This window comes from Galactobacillus timonensis (assembly GCF_900240265.1).
GTDB classification, from domain to species: domain Bacteria; phylum Bacillota_I; class Bacilli_A; order Erysipelotrichales; family Erysipelotrichaceae; genus Bulleidia; species Bulleidia timonensis.
This window is the reverse complement of record NZ_LT964740.1, coordinates 235114-256225: the sequence shown is the minus strand read 5'-3', so window position 1 is coordinate 256225 and position 21112 is coordinate 235114. Positions and strand designations below refer to the sequence as shown.

Here is a 21112-nt window from a genome sequence, read left to right as displayed (position 1 = left end):
GATGGAAACGAAGGAACTGGTCTGCGTCAACTGTCCGAAGGGCTGTCGCATCACGGTCACGGTCGATGACGGTAATGTGATCGATATGAAGGGCTACAGCTGTGACAAGGGTAAGAATTATGCGGCCCAGGAGACGATTCGTCCGATGCGTGTGCTGACATCGACGGTGCGGATCGAACATGGTACGCTGCGGGTTCTCCCTGTGATTACAAATAAGGAGATTCCGCTGGATCTCTGTGATCAGGCGATGGACGAAATCCGAAAGATTACGATCGAGGCCCCGGTTCAAATGGACCAGGTCATTGTTAAGGACTTTCTGGGAACGGGAGCCGATCTGATCGCTTCAAGATCAATGAATCGGGCATAAAAAAACGGGTTCCTGTTGGAAACGGACGGTACAACGCTCCGGATTCTTTCAGTGGAACTCTTTTTCGTGTGTGAACAGAAGCAGTGGGGAGGGGATCCGTTTTCATGCGCATTTTTCAGAGAATCATACTCGGGCTCGGGATCGTATTTGCGGCAGAGCTGCTGTATCTCAGTCTGTCTTTTGAAGCAGTTTCTGACTTCACCTATTACAGTGAACTTCTTACGCAGACGAATCTGAATCCGTTGCTGCAGATATTGAAAACCGCTCTGCTGATAGGTGTTCTGATGATTGTTCTGCGTCTTTTGCAGCGGAAGAAGACCGAACCGGACAGAAAGACGGCGGCGCTGATTACTGCCGTCCTTGCCTGCTATACCCTTTGTGTAAGTCTGTATCTGAATCACATCAACAACGTTGGTCTGTACTCGGATTCAATTCATATCTGGAATATGACAAAGTTTCTCTCCGGAGTTCCGGGAGATGCGCCGGATCCCTATTACTGGAGCTGTGCTCCGCATCAGGCAGGGATCGCCTGGGTATGTTCCCTGATTGTGCGCCTTTTTCAAATCGGACCGGATGATTATGCAGCGTTTCGGGTTATGAACTCGTTCATGGCTGCGCTGCTTGTGATTGGCATGTATTTACTGACAACGGCGGTTTGCGGAAAGCGGAGTGCGGGTCTTCTTTCCGCGGGCTTTGTGGCTCTCTGGCCCTCGACATCGCTTTATACCAATCTTTTCTATCCGACGACCGTTACACTGGGTCTCAGTGTCTTCGTATTCTGGGGACTGCTGGTGAGCCTGAAGAAGCACGGGTGGAGGCGCTGGCTTGGCCTGGGCCTGAGCGGCTGTCTTCTTGTTTTTGATAATCTTCTATATCAGACAACGCGCATCGCTTCGGTCGCCGGTATGATGATCGTGATTCTTTCGCTTGCCTTCGATGATCGTGACACAGGGAAGACTGAAAAATTCCTGCTGGCAGCCGCGTTCTGTCTTCTGGTATGGGGCGGATATACGGTTGTGGAGAGGGCGGTTGTTAGCCATGTTTCCGCGGTACGCGGCATTGATCTGAGTCAGGGGATTCCGGTTTCTGCCTATGTCCTGATGGGGCTGAACTGGTGGCCCGGTATTACGGGCGGTCCCGGCAGCTTCGATGCGACGAACTTTCGCTTCTATGATCAGTTTTCCGGCTCCACGGCTTTGGCAGACCGGGCTGCGGTGCAGGAAATCATGAACCGGTTGACAAACTATTACTTTGCGGATGTCCGCAATCTGTTTGTATTTGAAAAGAAGCTGGTCTATGAATGGTGTGATCCCTGGTTTCACGGGATTACGAATTATCTGAACTACACCGGCGAAGGAAGGTCAGCGGCGCTGACGGCGTTCTGCAGTTCCGGAATCCTTGAGCATCTGGACGGATTCCTGATGGCGGTTTTGAGCGCTGTCGAGGTTCTTTCCGTTCTCTGGATGATCCGGGCACTGAAACAGGTCCGCCGCCATTGTCTGTCCATGGTGCAGGTCCTCCCGTTGATTTATTTCATCGGCGGATTTATCTTTCAGTTTTTCTGGGAAGCGAAGCCGAGATACTGCATGCCGTTTTTTGTGCTGCTGGTGCCGATGGCTGCGGAAGAACTCCTTATACTTTGCGGAAAACTGCGCAGGGGATAAGGCCGCTCAGCAGTGGGACCGGCGCCGATCTGATTGCGTCCCGTTCCATGGACCGCATCTGACAAACAAATCAAAAAGAAACCGAATTCTTCACGAGGTAGCATCAGGCAGGCCGAGCAGGGGAATCCTTTTTTCAGATTTCACGGTAATTTTAAAACGACTCTCTCGATGATTGCTTTCGATCCGTTCAAAGGATGACAGACTCACTACAAAAGAGATGGATGGTATGATAGTCACTGTCATGCGATGATTTCTGTGTCTGATACAGGTAAATGATATGTTATTTAATTCTTTTGCTTTCCTGGTTTACTTTCTTCCAATCTCTGTCATCTTTTACTTTATAAGTGCTAAATTTGGACAGAAGGTTAATACAATCTTTTTGATAATTATCTCCGTTGCTTTTTATTGTACAAATGGATGGAAAGCATCTGTAGTGCTTCTCGTTAGTATTGTTGGAACGCTGTATGTTTCATATAGAATAAAGTCATACAGATTCCATGCGGCTGCCTGGATGACTGCCGGCATTGTTTTTCAAGTTGTCCTGCTGGGCTTCTTTAAATATGCCGGTTTTTTCGCCGGTATAGCTAATGTTCCCGTTAACAAGTCAATTGTTCTACCTTTAGGAATCAGCTTTTTTACGTTTCAGCAGATCGCCTGGATTATAGATACAAAAAATGGAAAGACAGATTCTTTCTCGATATCAGAGTATCTTCTTTATATTTTGTATTTTCCAAAAATCCTGATGGGTCCCCTCATCGAGCCGGCTGATTTTGTTTCGTCAATTCGTAATCCGAAGCGGTTAACTCCGGATGCGGCCAACATTTCAAAAGGAATTCAGATATTTTGTTTCGGAATGTTCAAGAAAATGTGGGTTGCGGATAAACTGGCCAATTATGTTGCACAGGGTTATGAAAACACACGTTTGATGACTGCTTCAGACATAGTTTTTCTTATGATTCTGTATTCTTTACAAATATATTTTGACTTTAGTGGTTATACAGACATGGCTTCAGGCGTTTCCTGTATGCTAAATATTCCCTTGCCAATCAATTTTGATTCTCCGTATCGTGCTGTATCAATTCGAGATTTTTGGAAACGCTGGCATATTTCCTTGACCAGTTTTCTAACGAAATACCTTTATATTCCACTTGGAGGAAATCAAAAAGGGAAATTCCGTACCTGTCTCAATGTGATCATCGTTTTTCTGATCAGTGGATTCTGGCATGGTGCGAACTGGACCTTTATTCTCTGGGGACTCTTGCATGGGCTCCTTTCTGTGCTCGATCGAATGACTGTACGTCAGCAGTCACATATTCCTAAAGCAATCCGCTGGCTGGTTACAATGTTTCTGGTTGATCTGTTATGGCTTTTGTTCCGCTCTGAATCAGTCGGGCAATGGTGGGAGATGTTAACAGCACTCTTTACCCTGAAGGGGATGGGGATCGGATGCTCTGGAAGTATCTACTATGCAACAATTCAATTGTTGATGGGTATCCCGTATGGTTCCTTTGCGGATTGGAAATATATCTTTGGCTGGCTTGCTGTTCCTGTTGCAGGATATGGTTTCTGTTTAACAGTAAACAATAATTATCGAAGGAAATATTTTGAAAATGTCTTTTCACTAATTGTTTCGGTATCTTTGTTTATTCTTTGCCTTGTGAATTTGAACGGGGCAACAAATTTTATTTATAACAATTTCTAACAGGCTGACAATGCGATGACTATTTTCAGAAAATGTGAAATAAACAAGAATGAATGGGTGCGTTTATTCTGCATCTGTGTACTCTCAATATGTGTCCTTTTGGGTGCGATGGTATCCTATATTGATCCCTGGTTTCATTTTCATGGACCAAATCCCAGGTTTTACTATGAATTAAATGATCAACGGGATCAGAATGATGGAATTATCCGTCATTTCAATTATGATGCAATGATCATTGGCACTTCCATGACGGAGAACTTCAAAACTTCGGAAGCAGAAAAATTGTTTGGAATGAAGTTTATAAAGACACCTTTTTCCGGTGCGACTTTTCTGGAAACTAATCGTGAAATTGTACGAGCAGTGAAAACCGGCCATCTGAAAGCGGTGTTTCGCGGACTTGATCCGTTCAACTTTCTTGATGGCCCGGATGATATGTTTAACCTTGCTCTTTCTACCTATCCTGAATATTTATATGATAATAATCCGCTGAATGATGTGAACTACCTGCTGAACAGTAGTGCTATTTCCACCTGTCTGAGTATGATAAAGGAAAAGGTGGAAGGAAAAGCGGCCGGAGTCACCTCATTTGACGAGTATCTTAACTGGCAGAATTCGAAAACGTTCGGAGGAAAAAATGTGCTTGCAGGCCACGAACCCTTTACCGACCCTGTTCAGGAAGCTGAACTGACGCAGAAGGAACACGAGCGAATCCGGGAGAATATCACGCAGAATGTCATTTCAGTTGCCCAGGAGAATCCGGATATACAGTTCTATTATTTCATTACGCCTTGCAGTGCCGTATGGTGGGGGAATATCTATCAGAGCGGGCTCGTTAAGAAATGGAATGATGCAGAACGAGAAATCATCGAATTGATTCTCCAGGTTTCTAATATTCATCTCTTTTCATGGAACACGAATACTGAAATTACCTGTGATTTGAACAATTATACGGATGATCACCATTACAGAGAGGAAGTGAATTCTTTGATGCTTCAGTATATGCATGATGGAGTGGGAGAACTGACAATTGAAAATTATTCCTCCTATCTGGATGAAGAATACAGGCTGTACAGCACCTTTGATTACAATAAGCTTTTTGATCAGGCAAACTAAGAAAACTACATGTTTTTTTGGGAGAGTGACATGACATGTTAAGATTTTTTGAAAATGTCCCATCTTGTTAGAAACTTCTGAAACGTAACAATCATTTGTTTTTATTCGCGTTCATTTCATTGAGTACCTTCTGAAGTTCCTTCTCGTTACTTACCGTGTAGTAATTGTCACGCNTGTTAAGATTTTTTGAAAATGTCCCATCTTGTTAGAAACTTCTGAAACGTAACAATCATTTGTTTTTATTCGCGTTCATTTCATTGAGTACCTTCTGAAGTTCCTTCTCGTTACTTACCGTGTAGTAATTGTCACGCTTCCGTTCTCCAACCTTCATGCATGTGTAATGTTTTCCGTATCTTTCGATGTAGATCTCATCTGTAATTGCGTCTATGTAAACAGTAATGTTCTGCTTCTGGCTGAGGTGAACAATCTCTCCATTGCTTGTCACCGGGGTATATAAGCAGTTCCCCATGGAGAACACATCGTTCCTGATCTGCCTCTGATATTCTGCTCTGAAGACTTCTGAATAGTTGAAATCAAAGGGTACCGGAGTGAACAGCTCATGTGGATCCTTTACCGGATATGAGAATTTCGCATTCAGGTAAAGCCTGTATTTCTTGTTGAACCAGTCATTGAGGTAATCATAGTTGTGGGGTACCTTCCATCGGATCAGGTCATTCGGAAGCCGCATCTGTGCCGTACCGTTATAACGTTCAACGCGTCCCTTGGCCTGAGCTGAATTTGCGAAGATCATAGTGATGCCAAGCTTATTCATCATGCTGGCAAACTGCGTTGGTGTTCCGGCTTTGACGCTGCGGAAGACTGAGAACTTGTCTGAATACAGTGCTTCCGGAATGCCGTAATTCTCCAGAACAAGCTTCATCATACGGGCGTATCCACGCGCACATTCTTCAGCCATGAAGTATCCCGCAAGAACCTCGGTACTGGCATCGTCAACCGCAAGATGAAGGGCGTAAGCTCTGCCATCATTGAACCAGTCGTAGGGCGTTCCATCAATCTGCACCAGCTCTCCCATATGGTCTCTCGGGGCTCTTGTTGAATGCGTGACGCGTGTACCATCTGTCCGGCCTGGCTTCTCTACAGGAGACGTCCATCCTTCCCTTACAAACAGATCGCGGAACCAGGTCTTGCTGCGGTTCTTCAATCCATACCTCACAACATCGGCTTCCTTGTCTTTGTTTGTAATGACATCTTCAAGATAGATGTCTCTGAACTGTGCTATGGTGATTGACGGATACGTCTTCTTTAAATCCTCAAGGTACCTGATCTCTTGGTCGGAGGCAGTGGTTACCGGCTTTCTTCCGGTATTGCCGTGAGTGAGAATAGCAGACGTATCTTTTATCTTTCTCTCGGCTGACAATCGCTCAATCTGCTTCCGGCTGTATCCACATTGATCAGCTATCCATTGACAAGTAATCTTAGGGTTCGAATCCCTTTGTTCCAGTAGTTTTAGAGCTTTAACTTTATCTTTTTCTTTCTTCATCTGGATCACCTCCAGATGAATGCATTAGTCCCCGAATGCCTTGAAATCAATGGGACATTTTCATTTGATCACGTGTGGGACATTTTCATTTAACTATGACAGGAGAGTGACATGACAAACAAAATGAATCTGTTAGTATCATGGATCGAAGATCATAAGGATTTCCTGAAGATATGCTTCATTTCTGTTCTGTTTTGGGGAATAGCAGCGCATGGGTTTATGTTTATGCAATGGGATCTATCCCATGACTCTTTGGGACAGTTTTATACCGCAGGCGGAACCTGGCGTTATTCACTGGGAAGAGTATTCGTCCCGTTCTATGTGTGGCTGATGCGCAGAAACCTGACAATACCTTGGCTGGTTGGTATGTACGCTCTGACCTGGCTGTTTTTATCAGTTATTATCGTTTGTTCTATATTTTCAATAAAATCAAAAAAGGATATCTTTTTGATTGCCGGAGCCATGGTCACAAATGAGTGTGTAATTGCTCTGACAGGCTCATATCTGAGTGACCTTGATTGCGATATGCTTGCTTTGCTTCTGGCAGTATCTGCAGTCAGATTCTGGAAACGAAACAAGGGAAGAGGGAGCTGGCTGTTAAGTACAGTTCTGCTTAGTGCTTCTCTTGGCTTGTACCAAAGCTATCTTTCGGTGGCAGTAACGCTTATTCTTATGGTGATGCTTGTGGAAGTGTTTCAGAAAAAAGATGAAAGATTGATTATCCATTCTGGTCTGCGTGCTATGACTATGCTTGTATGCGGTGGATTGCTTTACATTCTCTGGTTGAAAGGCGCAAACCTGATTACGGGCGTGTCTCTTATTGAGAATTCATATAATTCCTTAACTGCACCTTTAAATAATTCTGTATCAGGAATCCTTCGTAACATCGTCTTTGGATGGGCATACACCTTTTCTTCTTTTATTCGAACACCATCTCTTTATGAATCATGGCTGTCCATGGGGCTTAATGCAGCTGTATGCTGCTTGTGTGCATTTTTATTTCTTAGGTATTTACATACAGGCTTGTTGAATCAAAAACAGAAACTGCTTGCATGGATCCTTGTACTTTTGATTCCGATTGGAGTGGATGTATCTTTTGTTCTTGCGGGGTTCAGCCATGATCTGATGCACTATGCTCATTGTTTCTTCCTGATATTTTTGATTGTTCTGATAGGGTTATATAAATCCGGTAAAGTGGGAGGGAAACCAATTCTTACATACATTTCATATTGCATTGTGTCTCTAATCCTTTTAGGCAACGTCATGACATCGAATGGATTTTATGTAAAAAAAGATCTAGAAACGAAAGCTACGTTGTCGTTGTTTACAAGGATTGCTGATCGGATTGAAACGATGGATGATTATAAACCGGGCGAGACACCGGTCATTTTTGTGGGGCATCCAGATGCTTTGCTGGATTCAATCCCTGGGTTTGAAAATCTCTATCGTATTACGGGCGGCAATTATCATAGCGCATCAAATACGTATTACAAGGAATATTTTAAAAATGTTCTTCAAAGACCGATCAATGTAGTTGCTACAGAAAAGGATATCCAGAACCAAGAAGACATTGCAGAGATGCCGTCTTTTCCGGATCCAGCTGCGGTTCGGTGGGTTGAAGGGAGCCTTATCGTGAAATTGAGCAGCTAGTTACATTTCTTTTTTGAAATTTTTAAAATCCTTCAAGGCCTGCCACCCGATTCTAATTATTTTTTTAATGTTAATGGAATTGACACCTGCCTGCCGCGGCTTGAATGTTATTTCAATAAAATGAATATTTCGATGGTAATAGGTGCCGAAAGTTGTAAGCATTACATTAGGAAGATTATAATTCGCTGGCATTTTTGAAAGATAATCTTTAAGAAACGAAGCTGTCATGAGCCGGAAGGGGGCGTTCGCATCGGGGATAGCAACATCAAAATAATGCTTCAGAAGGTGGCAGAGCGTCTTCTCAACAAACGCACGCTGTTTCCCATCACCACGGACAACACGATTGCCGAAAATTGCATCGTATTGATGCCGGAGATCCCAAAACTGCTGAAATTCTTTGGGGTTTGTCTGGCCATCAGAGTCCGTTTGAAAAACATAATCCGCTCCATGATCTAATGCATAGTGATATCCGAACAATAATGTAGGTCCATGGCCTTCATTCGGCTTCGTTAGGGGAATCATGGCTGGATGGCTTTTACGAAGCTCAAGCAGTCTTGAATATGTAGTATCTTTACTCCCGTCATTAATTACAACTAAGTTTGCTTGTACCCCTTCTTTATTTAATTTCTCTATTACGGGATACCATTCATTTACTGTAATTGAGATATTTTCTGCTTCGTTATAAGCAGGCATAATCAAGAAAAAATGTTCCATATGATTCCACAGGATATTCTAATATCAAAACAATAGCATGGTAGCACAATTTCTGAAAGGTCAGACGTTATGTTTTCGAATCTGCGCTATAATCTCAAAATAATGGAGTTTCAGATGAAATCAGTTGTTCAAGGAAAGACGTTTTTGTCTACTGCAGTTTTACTTATATTAACGGCTTTTTTATGCTCCATGCAGAATGCAGTTACTTTTCTGGGAGGCGAACCATTAACGGACGCATCTGTTTTTCGCTATATGGGATCGGTTATTCTGGGCGGGGGAATGCCGTATCGGGATTCCTTTGATCATAAAGGGCCGGTAGTATATCTTCTTGACGCACTAGGAATGAAACTTTCCTATTGGAAAGGAATATGGGTAATCAGTTTCCTGCTGCTGCTTGTTGCGGTTATTTTCTTTTATAAAACCGCCAGACTTGCTGCGGGAAAAAAATCAGCTCTGCTTGCGACAATCTCGTCAATGCTGATGTATTCGGCGGTATATCAGCAGGGAGGAGAAATGGTTGAAGATTATGCGTTACCGTTCCTTGCCATCGCCGGTTATATTTTTACGGATTATTATCTTAATCAGCGCATCTCCTTCATTCGTCTGATAATCTGTGGTTTTACTTTTGGCGTTGTGCTATTGATCCGGCCGAATATTGCCGGATTATGGGTAATCATGTGTCTTGGAGTCTTGGTCCAGTGTATCCGAAACAGGGAATTTCAATCATTGGGGAAATACTTGCTCGGTTTTATCGCCGGAACGCTGGCCGTTGTTATACCGGTTTTCCAGTGGTTGTACATGGGAAATGCATTTGATGATTTTATAAAGGATTATCTGATCTTTAATAGCAGCTATACGGCGGACAGTTCTTCTTATTATGGAAAGCTTGAAACATTAGCCAGATTTACTCTGAATTCAGTCGTTTTGCTATGCATATGTTATTTAGCTTTTCAAATAAAAATAAAAAAAAGAGTTATTGATCTGGTCTGGCTTCTGACACTGTGTTTGAATCTGATCTTCATTTCAATCAGCGGCAAGTATTTTTTGCACTATGGAATTACACTGGTTCCGTCCTTTATCTATCCTCTTGCTTTGATAAATGAGCAAGGGGTACAGGCCGATGCAGTAAACTATCGACCTTTCTTTGCTGCTGTATGGACAGCTCTCTTTATTCCATTGCTGGTACAGAGTGCGATGCAGATCCGGACACAGATTTCTCATACGGGGCTATCAGAAGATACAGATAAGGTTGTTCAAATGGTGAAACAAAGTACACATGTTTCCGACCCAATTACTGTCTTCGGAAATGATGATCTAATATATATTGCCAGTGAGCGTCAATCAGCTTCCAGGTATTCTTATCAAAGTCCGATTGGAATGATAGACCCCTCAATAATGGACTCGTATTTTGAGGAATTGGAAATGAACGTTCCAAACGTTGTTGTGGTTAGTTCGGAATCATCTTTGCGTAAGGATGATTATGAACGCATGTATTTGTTTCTGAATGTTCATTCTTATGAGAAGGCAGGAGAATCTGGCGATCTTTCAGTTTATGTTTTGGGCAAGCAATAAGAAATCCCTGCTGAATATAAAATGAAATCGTCATAAGAAAACTGAAGAAAACTGAAATCAGGTTTGATGCCAGCCAGCCTCAAATATCCTGTGATTACTGATGAACAAAAAGGCCCGCGCACCAGGTGTACGCAGGCTGAACAATAACTTTTCAGTTAAGGACGGAACGGTGTGTCCGGCGTCGTTGTTGAAGAGCTGCTGGAAGAGGAGCTATTCTGCAGAACACCGGTCAGCGTCACATCGACATCCATCGTCTGACCGTCACGGACAATCGTTAAGGTGATGGTGTCGCCGACGCTCTTTGTCTTCAGGATCTTGGAGAGATCTGTGTAGCTGGATACCGCGGTACCATCCGCCGCCGTGATGCGGTCATACGGCTGCAGGCCTGCAGCTTCAGCGCCAGATCCGCTCATGACGGAAGCGATGTAGAGACCGGCCGGATAGTTCTGATAATCTTGGGTCAGCGTCTGCAGCGTGACACCGATCGTTGCACGGTTGGTGACATAGCCGTTTTCAATCAGCTGTGTCGCAACATCCATCGCATCGTTGATCGGAATGGCGAAGCCGAGACCTTCAATCGTTGCGCCGGAAGATGTTGTGCCGGAGTCCTTGGCATTGACGATGCCGATCAGATTACCCTGACCATCGAACAGGCCGCCGCCGGAGTTGCCGGAGTTGATGGCCGCATTTGTCTGGATCAGATTCATTGCTTCGTTGTTGATGGTGATCTCACGATCGGTTGCGGAGATAATGCCGTTGGTGACGGTTCCGCCCAGAGTTCCCAGCGGATTGCCGATGACGACGGCCGTATCGCCGACGGCAATCTTGGAGGAATCACCGATCGTAGCAGCCGTCAGGCCGCTCACATTGATCTTGATTACGGCAATATCCGACTTCTCATCGGTGCCGACCAGCGTCGCATCGTAGGTCTGACCGTCGTAGGTTGTAACCGAGATGGAGTTGGCATCCTCAATGACATGGTTGTTGGTGATGATATAGCCATCATTGGAGATGATGACGCCCGAGCCCGCTGCTTCCGCGGTATAGGTTCCGCCGAAGATGCTGTAGCTCTGCTGTGTGATTTCCGTCTGGATCTCAACGACGCTCGGCTGTGCCTTGGCTGCGATCTCCTGAATCGTCAGGTCGCCGCTGGAAGTAGAGACGACATTGGAGTCACTGCTGGAATCGGCACTTGTCGAATCCGGAGCTGTCGTATAAACGACAGTTGTGCCGGACGAGGAGCCGCCGGTACGCGTCGCAAGATAGCCGCCGCCGAATCCGCAGCCGGCACCAAGGATTGCTGCCAGCGCAAGGTTCAGTCCGCGGGAAGACTGCTTCTTTTCCTTCTTCGGCTTGTTGTCCTTATAGACAGGGGTCGAAGGTGCTGCTGCCTTTGCCGCATCAGCAGAAGCTGTACCTGCTGCAGATGCGGTTTCTGCTGTGGAAGCCGCATTTACGGTTTCTTCCTTCTTCGGCTCTTCCTTCGGAGCAGGTTTGCGGGTTCCGCACTGTGTGCAGAAGTTGCCGGTATTTTCGGTGCCGCAGGTCGGGCACTTCCAGGATACGATCTCCGCATCCTGAATATTTTTATTTTCCGTGTTATTCATCTCACTCATAGAATGAACACCTCCTTTTTTCTGGAACACTGTTACTATAGGCGGTTAATGTGAACTGAATGTGAATTTTCACTGAACCGGATCTGAATTGTGACATTTCCGTTTCTTTGTATAGATCAGTACCGCCGTTTCGAAGACATGCGCAGCCCGAAGATTGTACCGATGGCGCCGCCGATCAGATGCGAAAGCTGAGAAACATTGTCCGCCGTGAACAGACCGTCATATACCTGCTGTCCGCAATAGATGACAGCGACCAGAATCAGCGTCAGCGGAATTTCGCCGCTGCGCCGTGATCCCGTGATTGAGGCCAGAAGAATGAAGGCAAAGTCGATGCCGCTGGCTCCCAGCAGTCCCGTATTTGGAAACAGAAGGATATGTACCAGGCCCGTGGCAAGTGCCGTGATCGCAATTAGCTGCAGAAGACGCTTACTGCCGTATTTCTCCTCCAGCAGTGGGCCGGTCAGCAGAAACAAGAGCATATTGCCCGCATAGTGCTGCCACGACGCATGACCGAGCACATGCGTAAAAAGACGGACATAGCTCAGCGGATCGCTCCACGAGCTGCGATAGACCGAAAACAGCAGACGGTTGCTAGCGCCGCCGGTCACTCCGTTCAAAACAAGCGCCAGCAGCGAAATCAATGCAAACGTCAGAACAACAGGGGAATTCCAGGTGATTTTCTTCATTCCGCCATTATAGCAGTCACATTGAGAATGGCCGGAACAACGGTATAATAATCAGCGGGAGAAACAGTAAACTCATGGCAGAAAATAACGCAAAGAAGATTAACCTTCGTGAGGTCAAGGCTTCGGATATCAAGAACCCGGAGCTCAAGGCAGCCCTCGCGGAATTAAAGAAAGAACGCACACAGGAAAATGAGCAGAAGATGATCCGCCAGCTGGAGAAGGCGCGTCTTCTGGTTCCGGTATCAATCAAGGGAGCATCTGCGAAGAATATGCAGATCTCGTTTGTCCTTGTTCATACCAATGACGGAAAGACATTCTTCCCGGCTTTTACGGATGAAGAAGAATCGAAGAAGCTGCAGCGCCCGGAAGCTTCAAAGGGACAGTTCATTGTCCGTACGGTGCTTGAGTTTGCGCCGTTTCTGAGTGATGCACGCAATCAGGCGGAAGGCGTTGTCATTGATCCGTTCAATGCCAACATCGTACTGCCCAAGAAGCTGGTCATTTCTCTGGCCCAAGCACATCAGCAGGCACGTGAAAATGAAAAGGCACTTGCCAGCGGAAAGATTCCGGCAGGAATGCAGGTGACATTCATGGAGCCGCGCATCTATCCGACGGCTCTGGTCAATGCAGTCCATGATGAGGCGGAGAAGCTGCCGGAAGTGGAGCAGGTATTCTTCAAGCAGCTGATTGCCGGAGCGGCAATCAGCTTTGCACTGTTTGTGAAGTGCGATGAGGACAAGCTTTCGGAAGAGACGATGAATGCGCTCAGGGAAGCCGCTGTTCCCCATGCCAAAGGTGTAGATGTCACGGTTCTCAAGTGGACAAAGGCTTACGATGAGAAGGTATTGAAGGACAGCGTCCCTCTCTATGACCGGGAGCTTGGCCTTTGATGCGGATCCGTCAGCTGACCTTCGAAGATTTTCCGGATGCGGAAAATCTTGCGCGGGAAGCTTTTTTTGCGGCAGACCAGTTTCATCTGAAAAAGGAAAGCGCCGCTGCGTATCTCACCTCGATTCCGGATCATCTGAAGAAGGGGACGGCCATCGGGGCATTTGAACGCGACCTTTCCGGCTTTGCAGTACGGGAAGGAAATGAAATGACCCTGTTGGCGGTTCGACCGGAGGTACAGGGCAAAGGCATCGCCACAAAGCTTTTGCAGGCAGCAGCCGCCGATGCCGAAAAGCACAACGAGACGCGGCTGCGTGTCCGTACGCTGCGCTCCCTTGTTCCGCTGTACCGTTCGTTCGGCTTTGTGACGGAAGGCGAAGAAGAAGAGGAAGACGGTGTCCTCTATGTGCAGATGGAGTATCTGCTGGGACGCCGCTGGCTGAATCAAACGGTTCATGTGACGGTGGAGCTTCCGTATGGAAGCTATCATCCCCTGTATCCGGATGAGGAAGTGACGGCCAACAAGGGCAGCGTCGAGGAAAGCGTTGGCGAGGGCGATTATCTGAGCGCCTATGTTGTCGGAGTGGAAGAGCCGCTGGACAGCTTTACGGGAACAGTCATCGGGATCATCTATCGCCGCAATGCGGATGGCTATGCCCTGATCGTTGCAAAGGACAATCACCTTTCAAAGGAAGATGTGATCCGTTCCATCGCCTTTGAGGAGCAGTACTACGATACACAGATACTCTGGGCAGATGAGGAGGAAACGAAATGATCCGTCTTGGCATTGTTGGCACCAACTTTATTTCCGATACCTTTGTCGCCAGCACAAGTAAAGAAAAGGATCTGACCCTGCAGGCGGTGGCCAGCGGTCATCGGGAGAATGCGGAAAAGTTTGCGCAGAAATATAACATTCCATCCGTCTATGATTCACTGGATGAAATGCTGGATGCGAAAGTCGTGGATGCAGTCTACATTGCTTCGCCCAATGCGCTGCATGTTCCGATGACGAAGCTGTGCGTTGAGCACCGTGTGCCCGTATTGACGGAGAAGCCGTTTGCGGTCAACGAGAAGGAGGCGGCGGCTGTCTTTGCGTTTGCCGCAAAGAACAATGTCCTTGTGCAGGATGCGATCGTTCCTCTCTATACGAAGAATCTTCAGATTCTGAAGCAGGCGATCGGTACGATTGGTACGATCCGCCGCGTCTTCTTCAACTATTCCCGCTACTCAAGCCGCTATGATGCCTATCGGGCAGGGAAGAATCCGACGACGTTCCGCTATGAACTGTGCAACGGAACATTCATGGATCTCGGCGTTTATTGCCTCGCGGATCTGGTGAGCCTGTTTGGCGAACCCGAATTCATTCAGTCCCATGCCGTCAAGCTTGCCAGTGGTGTCGATGGGACGTCGAGTGCCATTGTCAGCTATCCGGATTTTGATGGCATTGTGATGGCTTCCAAGATCAGTACGAGCGCTTTTGATTCGGAGATTGAGGGGGAGGATGGTACGATCCGTATCAATAACCCCGGTATTCTTACCTCGATCGTTCGTATTGACCGTGTCACGAAAGAAGAGAAGGAGCTTGCGGAACCGTGTACGTATCCGATGGCGGCCGAGATCCATGATTTTCTCGAAAACATCAAAGAAGGAAGAACAGAATCACAGATCGTACCGCATGCGCTGACGCTTTCAATTCTTCATACCCTGGATCTGTGCCGTTATAAGGCAGGGATCCGCTATGCCGGTGAAACCGAAGGTGAAACGCTATGAGCCGTCTTGTTGTTTGCAATGCCAGAATTGAAGGAACATCCTTCGACAGCGTTCTGATGGAAGACGGAGTAATCACAAAGGTTGCCGGCAGCCGGGAACTTTCCGCTCTGCCTGATGCCGAAGTGATCGATGTCCATGGTGCCTATGTGTCGCCGGGCTTCATTGATTCGCATATGCATCTGCTGGAATACGGCCAGTTTCTTTCCCAGCTGAATCTTTTTAATGTGCATAGCCGTGAAGCTCTGCTTGCCCGTGTCGAGGCGGCAGTGAAAAACGAAACCTCAGAAGACAGCTGGATCATCGGCCGCGGCTTCAACGAAGAACAGTTCGATGTGGCAGAACTTCCATCCCTGGAAGCACTCAATGCCGTCAGCGGAAAGCATTCGGTAGCACTAACGAGGGCGTGTGGCCATCAGATGCTTGTCAACTCGAAAGCGATGGCAGCCGCTGGGATTGACGGCGATACGATGATCGCCGGTGGAACCATCGACTTTCAGAACGGACGTCTTTATGAAAACGCCATTAATGTTGTTCATGATGCGGAACCGAAGCCCGATCTCAATCAGGTGAAGGAATGGCTGCTGAAGGCCATGAAGCAGATGAACCGTTATGGCGTCACGGCCTGCGGATCGGATGACTTCATGAGCACCGGTGCCGACTGGAAGACCGTTATGGACGCCTACAGTCAGCTCAGCTATCAGCAGCGGATGACGGTCCGCGTCAGCCAGCAGTGCGAATTTGAAAGTCCGGAAAGCTTTGCGTCGTTTCTTGATGAAGGCTACAGCACCGGCATCGGTGACGATTTCTTCATGATCGGTCCATTGAAGCTTGTCTGTGACGGATCGCTGGGTGCCCATACGGCAGCGATGAGCGAACCGTACAGGGACAAAAAGGATGAAAAAGGCATCCTTCTGTATGACGATGAAGAGATGCTGGTTCTGATGAAGCTGGCGGTCCAGTTCAATATGCCCACGATCTGCCACGCCATTGGCGATCGCGCAGTCGATCAGGTACTGAAGAACCTGAAAAAAGTCAATCTTCCGGGCAATCCGCTGGAACACGGCCTCGTTCACTGTCAGATCATGCGCCCGGATCAGATCAAACAGATTCAGGAGATGAATCTGAACTGCTATATTCAAAGTGCCTTCATCGAAGATGATGCCCCGATCCTGGAAAGCCGCGTCGAAAAGACTAGGGCGGATACTTCGTATCCGTATGCGACGCTGTTTCGCAGCGTCAATACCAGCAACGGATCCGACGCTCCGGTAACGGAACCGGATGTGATGAAGGGCATCCAGCTGGCAGTGACACGGAAGACAATGGATGGGAAATCCGCCATGAATCCGAAGGAATGCCTGACGATTGATGAGGCACTGGCTTCGTATACGTCCCGCGGGGCAAAGGCACTGCAGATGGATATCGGAGAGATTGCGGTTGGGAAGAAGGGCGATCTTGTGGTTCTTGAAACGGATCCCCGTACGCTTGAGAAAACCGAAATCGGGCAGGACAAAGTTCTGTTAACGATTATGAACGGCGAAGTCGTCTATGACGCTAATGCGCCGGAACGATAAAACAACGATTTAACAGGAGGAAAAAACACTATGAAAACAGTTTGGGAAAAACAGGATGCACAGGGCATGAAGGACATCATGGCCTTTGGCGAAGATTATCGGCAGTTTCTCAGCCGTGCCAAGACGGAGAGGGAATTTGTCCACGAAGCCAAGAAGATGATGGAAGAAGCCGGCTTTCAGAATCTGAAGCTGATCAACCGTCCGCTGAAGGCCGGAGACCGCGTTTACACGAGCAACCGCGGCAAGAATATCTGCCTCTTCGTGATCGGTGAAGAACCTCTGACCGAGGGCATGAACGTACTGGGTGCACATATCGATTCTCCGCGTCTGGATCTCAAGCAGCACCCGCTGTATGAGAGCGATGGACTCGCATTATTCGATACACATTATTATGGCGGCATCAAGAAGTATCAGTGGACAACGCGTCCGATGGCACTGCATGGCATTGTCTGCCGCAAGGACGGCTCCCGTCAGCTGATTTCGATCGGTGAAAAGGCGGATGAACCGGTGGTCGGCATCAGTGAGATCCTCGTCCATCTTGCGGCGCAGCAGATGGAGAAGCCGGGCAAGACGGTTGTTGAAGGTGAGGCTCTGGATGTGCTGGCGGCATCAATTCCGGAAAAGGGAATTGAAAAGGATCCGGTCAAGACGGCACTGTTGAAGCTTCTCAAGAAACAGTACGACATTGAAGAGGATGATTTCATCTCTGCCGAGCTGGAGGTTGTTCCGGCCGGCGAGGCACGTGACTTCGGCCTCGATCGTTCCATGATCATGGGATACGGCCATGATGACCGTGTCTGCGCTTATACGTCGCTGCGGGCGATTCTTGAGATGAAAAAGCCGAGACGCACTTCCTGCTGCATTCTTGTGGACAAGGAAGAAATCGGTTCCGTCGGCGCAACCGGCATGCACAGCCGCTTCTTCGAATACAGCATTGCAAAGCTGCTGGCGCTGCAGGGCAAAACGGCTCTGACAGATCTCAATGACACCTTCACAAATTCCTGCATGTTAAGCTCCGATGTTTCGGCAGGGCTCGACCCGCTTTATGAATCGGTGTTTGAAAAGAAGAACACCGCTGTTCTTGGCAACGGTATCGTCTTCAACAAATACACCGGCTCCCGCGGCAAGTCGGGTTCCAATGATACGGATCCGGAATTCATTGCCCAGGTGCGCCGCGTCATGGATGAGGACAATGTCCAGTTCCAGACCGCCGAGCTCGGTGCTGTTGATGCGGGCGGCGGCGGAACAATCGCCTATATCCTCGCCAATCTGAACATGGATGTCATGGATGCGGGCATTGCCGTCCTGAGCATGCATTCGCCGGCCGAGATCGTTTCCAAGGCTGATGTCTATGAAGGCTATCGTGCCTACAAGACCTTCCTGAACAAGATTCAGTAATCATTCTATGTTGGTATTGTGAAAAAAATGCGGAGAGATATGCTGTTTTAAGCAGCAAAATGTCTGTCCGCATTTTTTTGAGCGTTTTATGAAGGGATGAATGCAGATCTTCCTTGGAAAGATACTGATTAATCTACATATATCTCTTTGGGGTGGTATTCTCCCTTTGGTTATTCACTCCTAGCAGGATCGATTGTATCTTTTGAATCTGGTTTTGGTATTCCTGTTACTGAAAAGTTGTTTATAAAGAAGATACCAAACAACAACACAAATACACATTTATTAGGTACAAATATTTCAGATTCCATCATTGCATAACAGGAGTATACGAATAGAATAATGACTTCAAGACATTGTTTGTTTTTGCGTAAACAGTACAGAAGAAAAATGAACAGGATTGAAACAGAAATGTAAGTCAATATTCCATAATGCAGAAGAATCCACATATAGGAGTTATCGAAAGGTCCTCCGATTGAAAAAGGTGCTTTTCCAAACCAGGAAAGTCCATTTTCAGAAAATGCTTTTGAAATGTAGAAAAAACGACCCGAGAATAGAAAGTCAATTTTCTGAATGAAAGGGTGATCATAGAAAAAGGACATAATGATGCTTGCGAGAATGGTAAGCCCTGCTCCAGCTACAAGAAAACAGGATAAAGTATGCAGCTTTTTTTCGCGGTTTTTTACCCTTTCCCTTGAAAGATATTTGTACAGAGCAAGACTAATTAAAAGAAGAGTAGAAGCAATACAAGAAGTACGACTGCTTGTAACAACATAATTGAATAATGTAATAGCAGTCAAAATCAGGAATGAAGGAAACGCTGATTTCCTACGACGCAGATAAATAAAGCAGCACGCAACATGAAAGATATACAGTCCCATGGAGTTCGGATGGAGAAAGCCAAAAGAATATCTGGTAAAAGGATGGCCTGTTGCAGGAGGATAGGTTTCGGTTGGCAGAATACCGGCAAAACTCAAAATGACGATGGAAGAAATCAAGATGGTTTCCATGAAGAAGGTGATGCGAACTATGGCATCGTAATCTGTATCTGCAGATGCTAAAGCAAACAGCCAAACACTAAAAAGTGCCGGATTGCGACTGATCCATGTACTGATGGCTAGAAGTATGGTAAAAATCCAGAAATATATGGAGTGAAAAAAAGAAGAGTGGAGAAAATCCTGAAAGAACAGTATTTTTACTGCCAACAGAGCAAGAGAGAAAAGATATAGAATTCGAATAATCACCAGATATCGATTCGTGTCGGCGGCTGAGACCAGGAGAGTATCCCTAAATACACCTTGAATCAAAAAAAGAACAAGTGCCGTCCCGAATAGTAACTGGGCCGGCTTCAAAAGACTTCTGCTTTTTTTCATGCATTTCTCCTTATGAACATTCTGGCCAGAGGAAGCGGACCGCATCCGGGAAGGCACGGTCCCAGCTGGCTTCATTATGTTTCCCGTACAGCAGAAGATCGGCTGTGGAAGTGACACCATGTTCCTGAAGGATGCGGTTCGCCGTTAACATCGTCTCGATATTTTCGGCGAGATAATGTTTTCCTTTCCCTTCGTTTTCACCAAAGTTGAGATAGACGCGGGTATCCGGATTCATTTGCGCCTGTTCCAGAACAGGCCGCAGCTGCTGGAAGGTGATGTCCAGCGTCGAAGAAAAGCAGAGCGCTTTCCCGTACACATCGTTATAAGCCGCGATCATATACAGCGACATCAGGCCGCCCATCGAAGAGCCGCCGATGCCGACGTGGCTGCGCTCACGGAAGATGCGGTAGTGCTCCTCGCAATACGGCTTCAGCTTTTCGGCAAACCATTTCGCCGTGACTGTGCCTTTGGATTTGAGGCCTCTGGCTTCCACGAGATTGTCAAAGGTTGCATTTGGGTCCAGCGGAACCGGGCAGTACTCTTCCAGCCTCCGGTTTCCCGTATGGTTGCAATCCTGTCCGACGATCACCAGCGGCAGCTTCATCCGATCCAGCGTATCCTTCAGCCGCCAGGAGCGGCCGTAGGTCGCAACATTATCATCAAAGAGATTGTGCCCGTCGAACATATAGAGCACATCATACTTCCGGCTGTCTTTTTCATAGCCGCTCGGAAGATACACCCAGACGCGGCGCGGCGATTGTGTCAGCGGCTTAACGGAAAGGGTGAATGTCTCAATGGTGCCCATGGTGCTTGACTTCTCCCATCCACTTGATCGTATTTTCGGTACCGTTCTTGATGCGCTCAATGTTGGAGCGATGACGGTACGTTACAAAACACCAGAGTGCTGAGAGGGAAAGACTTGCCTGAATCGGGGCATTGCTCAGCCAGCAGACGATGACCGCAATCAACAGAGAAAGAATCGAGGAAACCGAAACCATCCGGCACAGATACAGGATCCCGAAGAAGCAGAAAATCGGGAAGAAGAACTGCCAAAACACCGGCTGATGAAGGAAAACGACCAGTCCCAGCAGAAAGCCGTACGAAGTCGCCACTGCCTTGCCGCCATGGAAGCCGGCAAACACCGGATAGCAATGTCCGATGCAGCAGGCAAGTCCGGCCAGCGGAACGATCGAAGGCGTGACGTAGAACGCCAGCATCATCGAGAAAAACGCCTTGAACGCATCCAGCAGCGTCACGATGACAGCTACCGGTTTGCCGAGAACCCGGCCAGCATTGGAAGCACCGAGGTTTCCGCTGCCTTCTTTGCGTATGTCTTTATGAAAGAACACTTTTCCAATGACCAGCGCCCACGGCACCGATCCAAACAGATAGCTGACTGCCAGAACAAGTACGATTTTCATCTGCTGTCTCCTTAGCAATACGATCATTTTAGCACCTGGATCCCTGCCGAACGGGGCTGCCGGGAAATTTACGTTTTCTGCTATAATAGGTCGGCACCATGGAAAGGAA

The 21112-nt window shown here is 47.1% G+C and carries 18 protein-coding genes; 11 read left to right on the top strand and 7 right to left on the bottom strand.

Features of this window, described 5'->3' with window-relative positions; translation table 11 throughout:
* The first annotated feature begins 1 nt into the window (after nucleotide 1).
* The 4 genes from C1714_RS11640 (at nucleotide 2) to C1714_RS11625 (ending at nucleotide 4846) form a co-directional block, all read left to right on the top strand.
* Nucleotides 2-367 carry a DUF1667 domain-containing protein gene (locus C1714_RS11640; RefSeq protein WP_102343412.1) on the top strand — a complete coding sequence of 122 codons (366 nt, stop codon included), beginning with the start codon at nucleotides 2-4 and terminating at the stop codon, nucleotides 365-367.
* A 104-nt stretch (nucleotides 368-471) separates the two neighbouring features.
* The gene (locus C1714_RS11635) at nucleotides 472-2031 is read left to right on the top strand and encodes a glycosyltransferase family 39 protein (protein ID WP_102343411.1); all 1560 of its coding nucleotides are present in this window, start codon (nucleotides 472-474) and stop codon (nucleotides 2029-2031) included.
* 277 nt (nucleotides 2032-2308) lie between these two features.
* On the top strand, nucleotides 2309-3733 hold the full coding sequence (locus tag C1714_RS11630; RefSeq protein ID WP_102343410.1) for an MBOAT family O-acyltransferase: 1425 nt from the start codon (nucleotides 2309-2311) through the stop codon (nucleotides 3731-3733).
* A 228-nt stretch (nucleotides 3734-3961) separates the two neighbouring features.
* Nucleotides 3962-4846 carry a hypothetical protein gene (locus C1714_RS11625; RefSeq protein WP_135567938.1) on the top strand — a complete coding sequence of 295 codons (885 nt, stop codon included), beginning with the start codon at nucleotides 3962-3964 and terminating at the stop codon, nucleotides 4844-4846.
* 229 nt (nucleotides 4847-5075) lie between these two features.
* Here C1714_RS11625 and C1714_RS11620 read toward each other — a convergent pair whose 3' ends face one another.
* Complete coding sequence (locus C1714_RS11620; protein WP_102341427.1) at nucleotides 5076-6347, bottom strand: DDE-type integrase/transposase/recombinase; 1272 nt, start codon at nucleotides 6345-6347, stop codon at nucleotides 5076-5078.
* Nucleotides 6348-6458: 111 nt separating this feature from the next.
* Here C1714_RS11620 and C1714_RS11615 point away from each other — a divergent pair, with 111 nt between their 5' ends.
* Nucleotides 6459-7997: a glucosyltransferase domain-containing protein gene (locus tag C1714_RS11615; protein WP_102343408.1), complete on the top strand. Its 1539-nt coding sequence runs from the start codon at nucleotides 6459-6461 to the stop codon at nucleotides 7995-7997.
* On the opposite strand, the gene C1714_RS11610 is transcribed toward C1714_RS11615, so the two are convergent.
* The gene (locus C1714_RS11610; RefSeq protein ID WP_102343407.1) at nucleotides 7998-8711 is read right to left on the bottom strand and encodes a glycosyltransferase family 2 protein; all 714 of its coding nucleotides are present in this window, start codon (nucleotides 8709-8711) and stop codon (nucleotides 7998-8000) included.
* Nucleotides 8712-8813: 102 nt separating this feature from the next.
* On the opposite strand from C1714_RS11610, the gene C1714_RS11605 reads away from it, so the two are divergent.
* Nucleotides 8814-10283, top strand: coding sequence for an ArnT family glycosyltransferase (locus C1714_RS11605; protein ID WP_167850047.1), 1470 nt, complete (start codon nucleotides 8814-8816; stop codon nucleotides 10281-10283).
* A 155-nt stretch (nucleotides 10284-10438) separates the two neighbouring features.
* On the opposite strand, the gene C1714_RS11600 is transcribed toward C1714_RS11605, so the two are convergent.
* On the bottom strand, nucleotides 10439-11899 hold the full coding sequence (locus C1714_RS11600; RefSeq protein WP_245305123.1) for a S1C family serine protease: 1461 nt from the start codon (nucleotides 11897-11899) through the stop codon (nucleotides 10439-10441).
* A gap of 116 nt (nucleotides 11900-12015) precedes the next feature.
* Nucleotides 12016-12585, bottom strand: a complete 570-nt coding sequence (locus tag C1714_RS11595) for a rhomboid family intramembrane serine protease (protein ID WP_102343405.1) — start codon at nucleotides 12583-12585, stop codon at nucleotides 12016-12018.
* Nucleotides 12586-12659: 74 nt separating this feature from the next.
* Between C1714_RS11595 and C1714_RS11590 the strand changes: the two genes are divergently transcribed.
* The 5 genes from C1714_RS11590 to C1714_RS11570 are packed head-to-tail and all read left to right on the top strand — an operon-like array spanning nucleotide 12660 to nucleotide 18212.
* Complete coding sequence (locus C1714_RS11590; RefSeq protein WP_102343404.1) at nucleotides 12660-13475, top strand: enhanced serine sensitivity protein SseB C-terminal domain-containing protein; 816 nt, start codon at nucleotides 12660-12662, stop codon at nucleotides 13473-13475.
* The gene (locus C1714_RS11585; protein ID WP_102343403.1) at nucleotides 13475-14248 is read left to right on the top strand and encodes a GNAT family N-acetyltransferase; all 774 of its coding nucleotides are present in this window, start codon (nucleotides 13475-13477) and stop codon (nucleotides 14246-14248) included. The genes C1714_RS11590 and C1714_RS11585 overlap by 1 nt, the downstream gene beginning before the upstream one ends.
* Nucleotides 14245-15243, top strand: a complete 999-nt coding sequence (locus C1714_RS11580) for a Gfo/Idh/MocA family protein (protein ID WP_102343402.1) — start codon at nucleotides 14245-14247, stop codon at nucleotides 15241-15243. Before C1714_RS11585 ends, C1714_RS11580 begins: the two co-directional genes overlap by 4 nt.
* Complete coding sequence (locus C1714_RS11575; protein ID WP_102343401.1) at nucleotides 15240-16814, top strand: amidohydrolase; 1575 nt, start codon at nucleotides 15240-15242, stop codon at nucleotides 16812-16814. The genes C1714_RS11580 and C1714_RS11575 overlap by 4 nt, the downstream gene beginning before the upstream one ends.
* A 30-nt stretch (nucleotides 16815-16844) precedes the next feature.
* Complete coding sequence (locus C1714_RS11570) at nucleotides 16845-18212, top strand: aminopeptidase (protein ID WP_102343400.1); 1368 nt, start codon at nucleotides 16845-16847, stop codon at nucleotides 18210-18212.
* A 170-nt stretch (nucleotides 18213-18382) separates the two neighbouring features.
* Here C1714_RS11570 and C1714_RS11565 read toward each other — a convergent pair whose 3' ends face one another.
* From C1714_RS11565 to plsY, 3 genes are read right to left on the bottom strand one after another with little or no spacing between them, the layout of a single operon-like run.
* Complete coding sequence (locus C1714_RS11565; RefSeq protein ID WP_102343399.1) at nucleotides 18383-19582, bottom strand: hypothetical protein; 1200 nt, start codon at nucleotides 19580-19582, stop codon at nucleotides 18383-18385.
* Between the two features lie 10 nt (nucleotides 19583-19592).
* The gene (locus C1714_RS11560; RefSeq protein WP_102343398.1) at nucleotides 19593-20387 is read right to left on the bottom strand and encodes an alpha/beta hydrolase; all 795 of its coding nucleotides are present in this window, start codon (nucleotides 20385-20387) and stop codon (nucleotides 19593-19595) included.
* A complete protein-coding gene (gene plsY, locus C1714_RS11555; protein ID WP_102343397.1) occupies nucleotides 20374-21003 on the bottom strand; it encodes a glycerol-3-phosphate 1-O-acyltransferase PlsY in 630 nt (209 codons plus the stop codon). The genes C1714_RS11560 and plsY overlap by 14 nt, the downstream gene beginning before the upstream one ends.
* Between the last annotated feature and the right edge of the window lie 109 nt (nucleotides 21004-21112).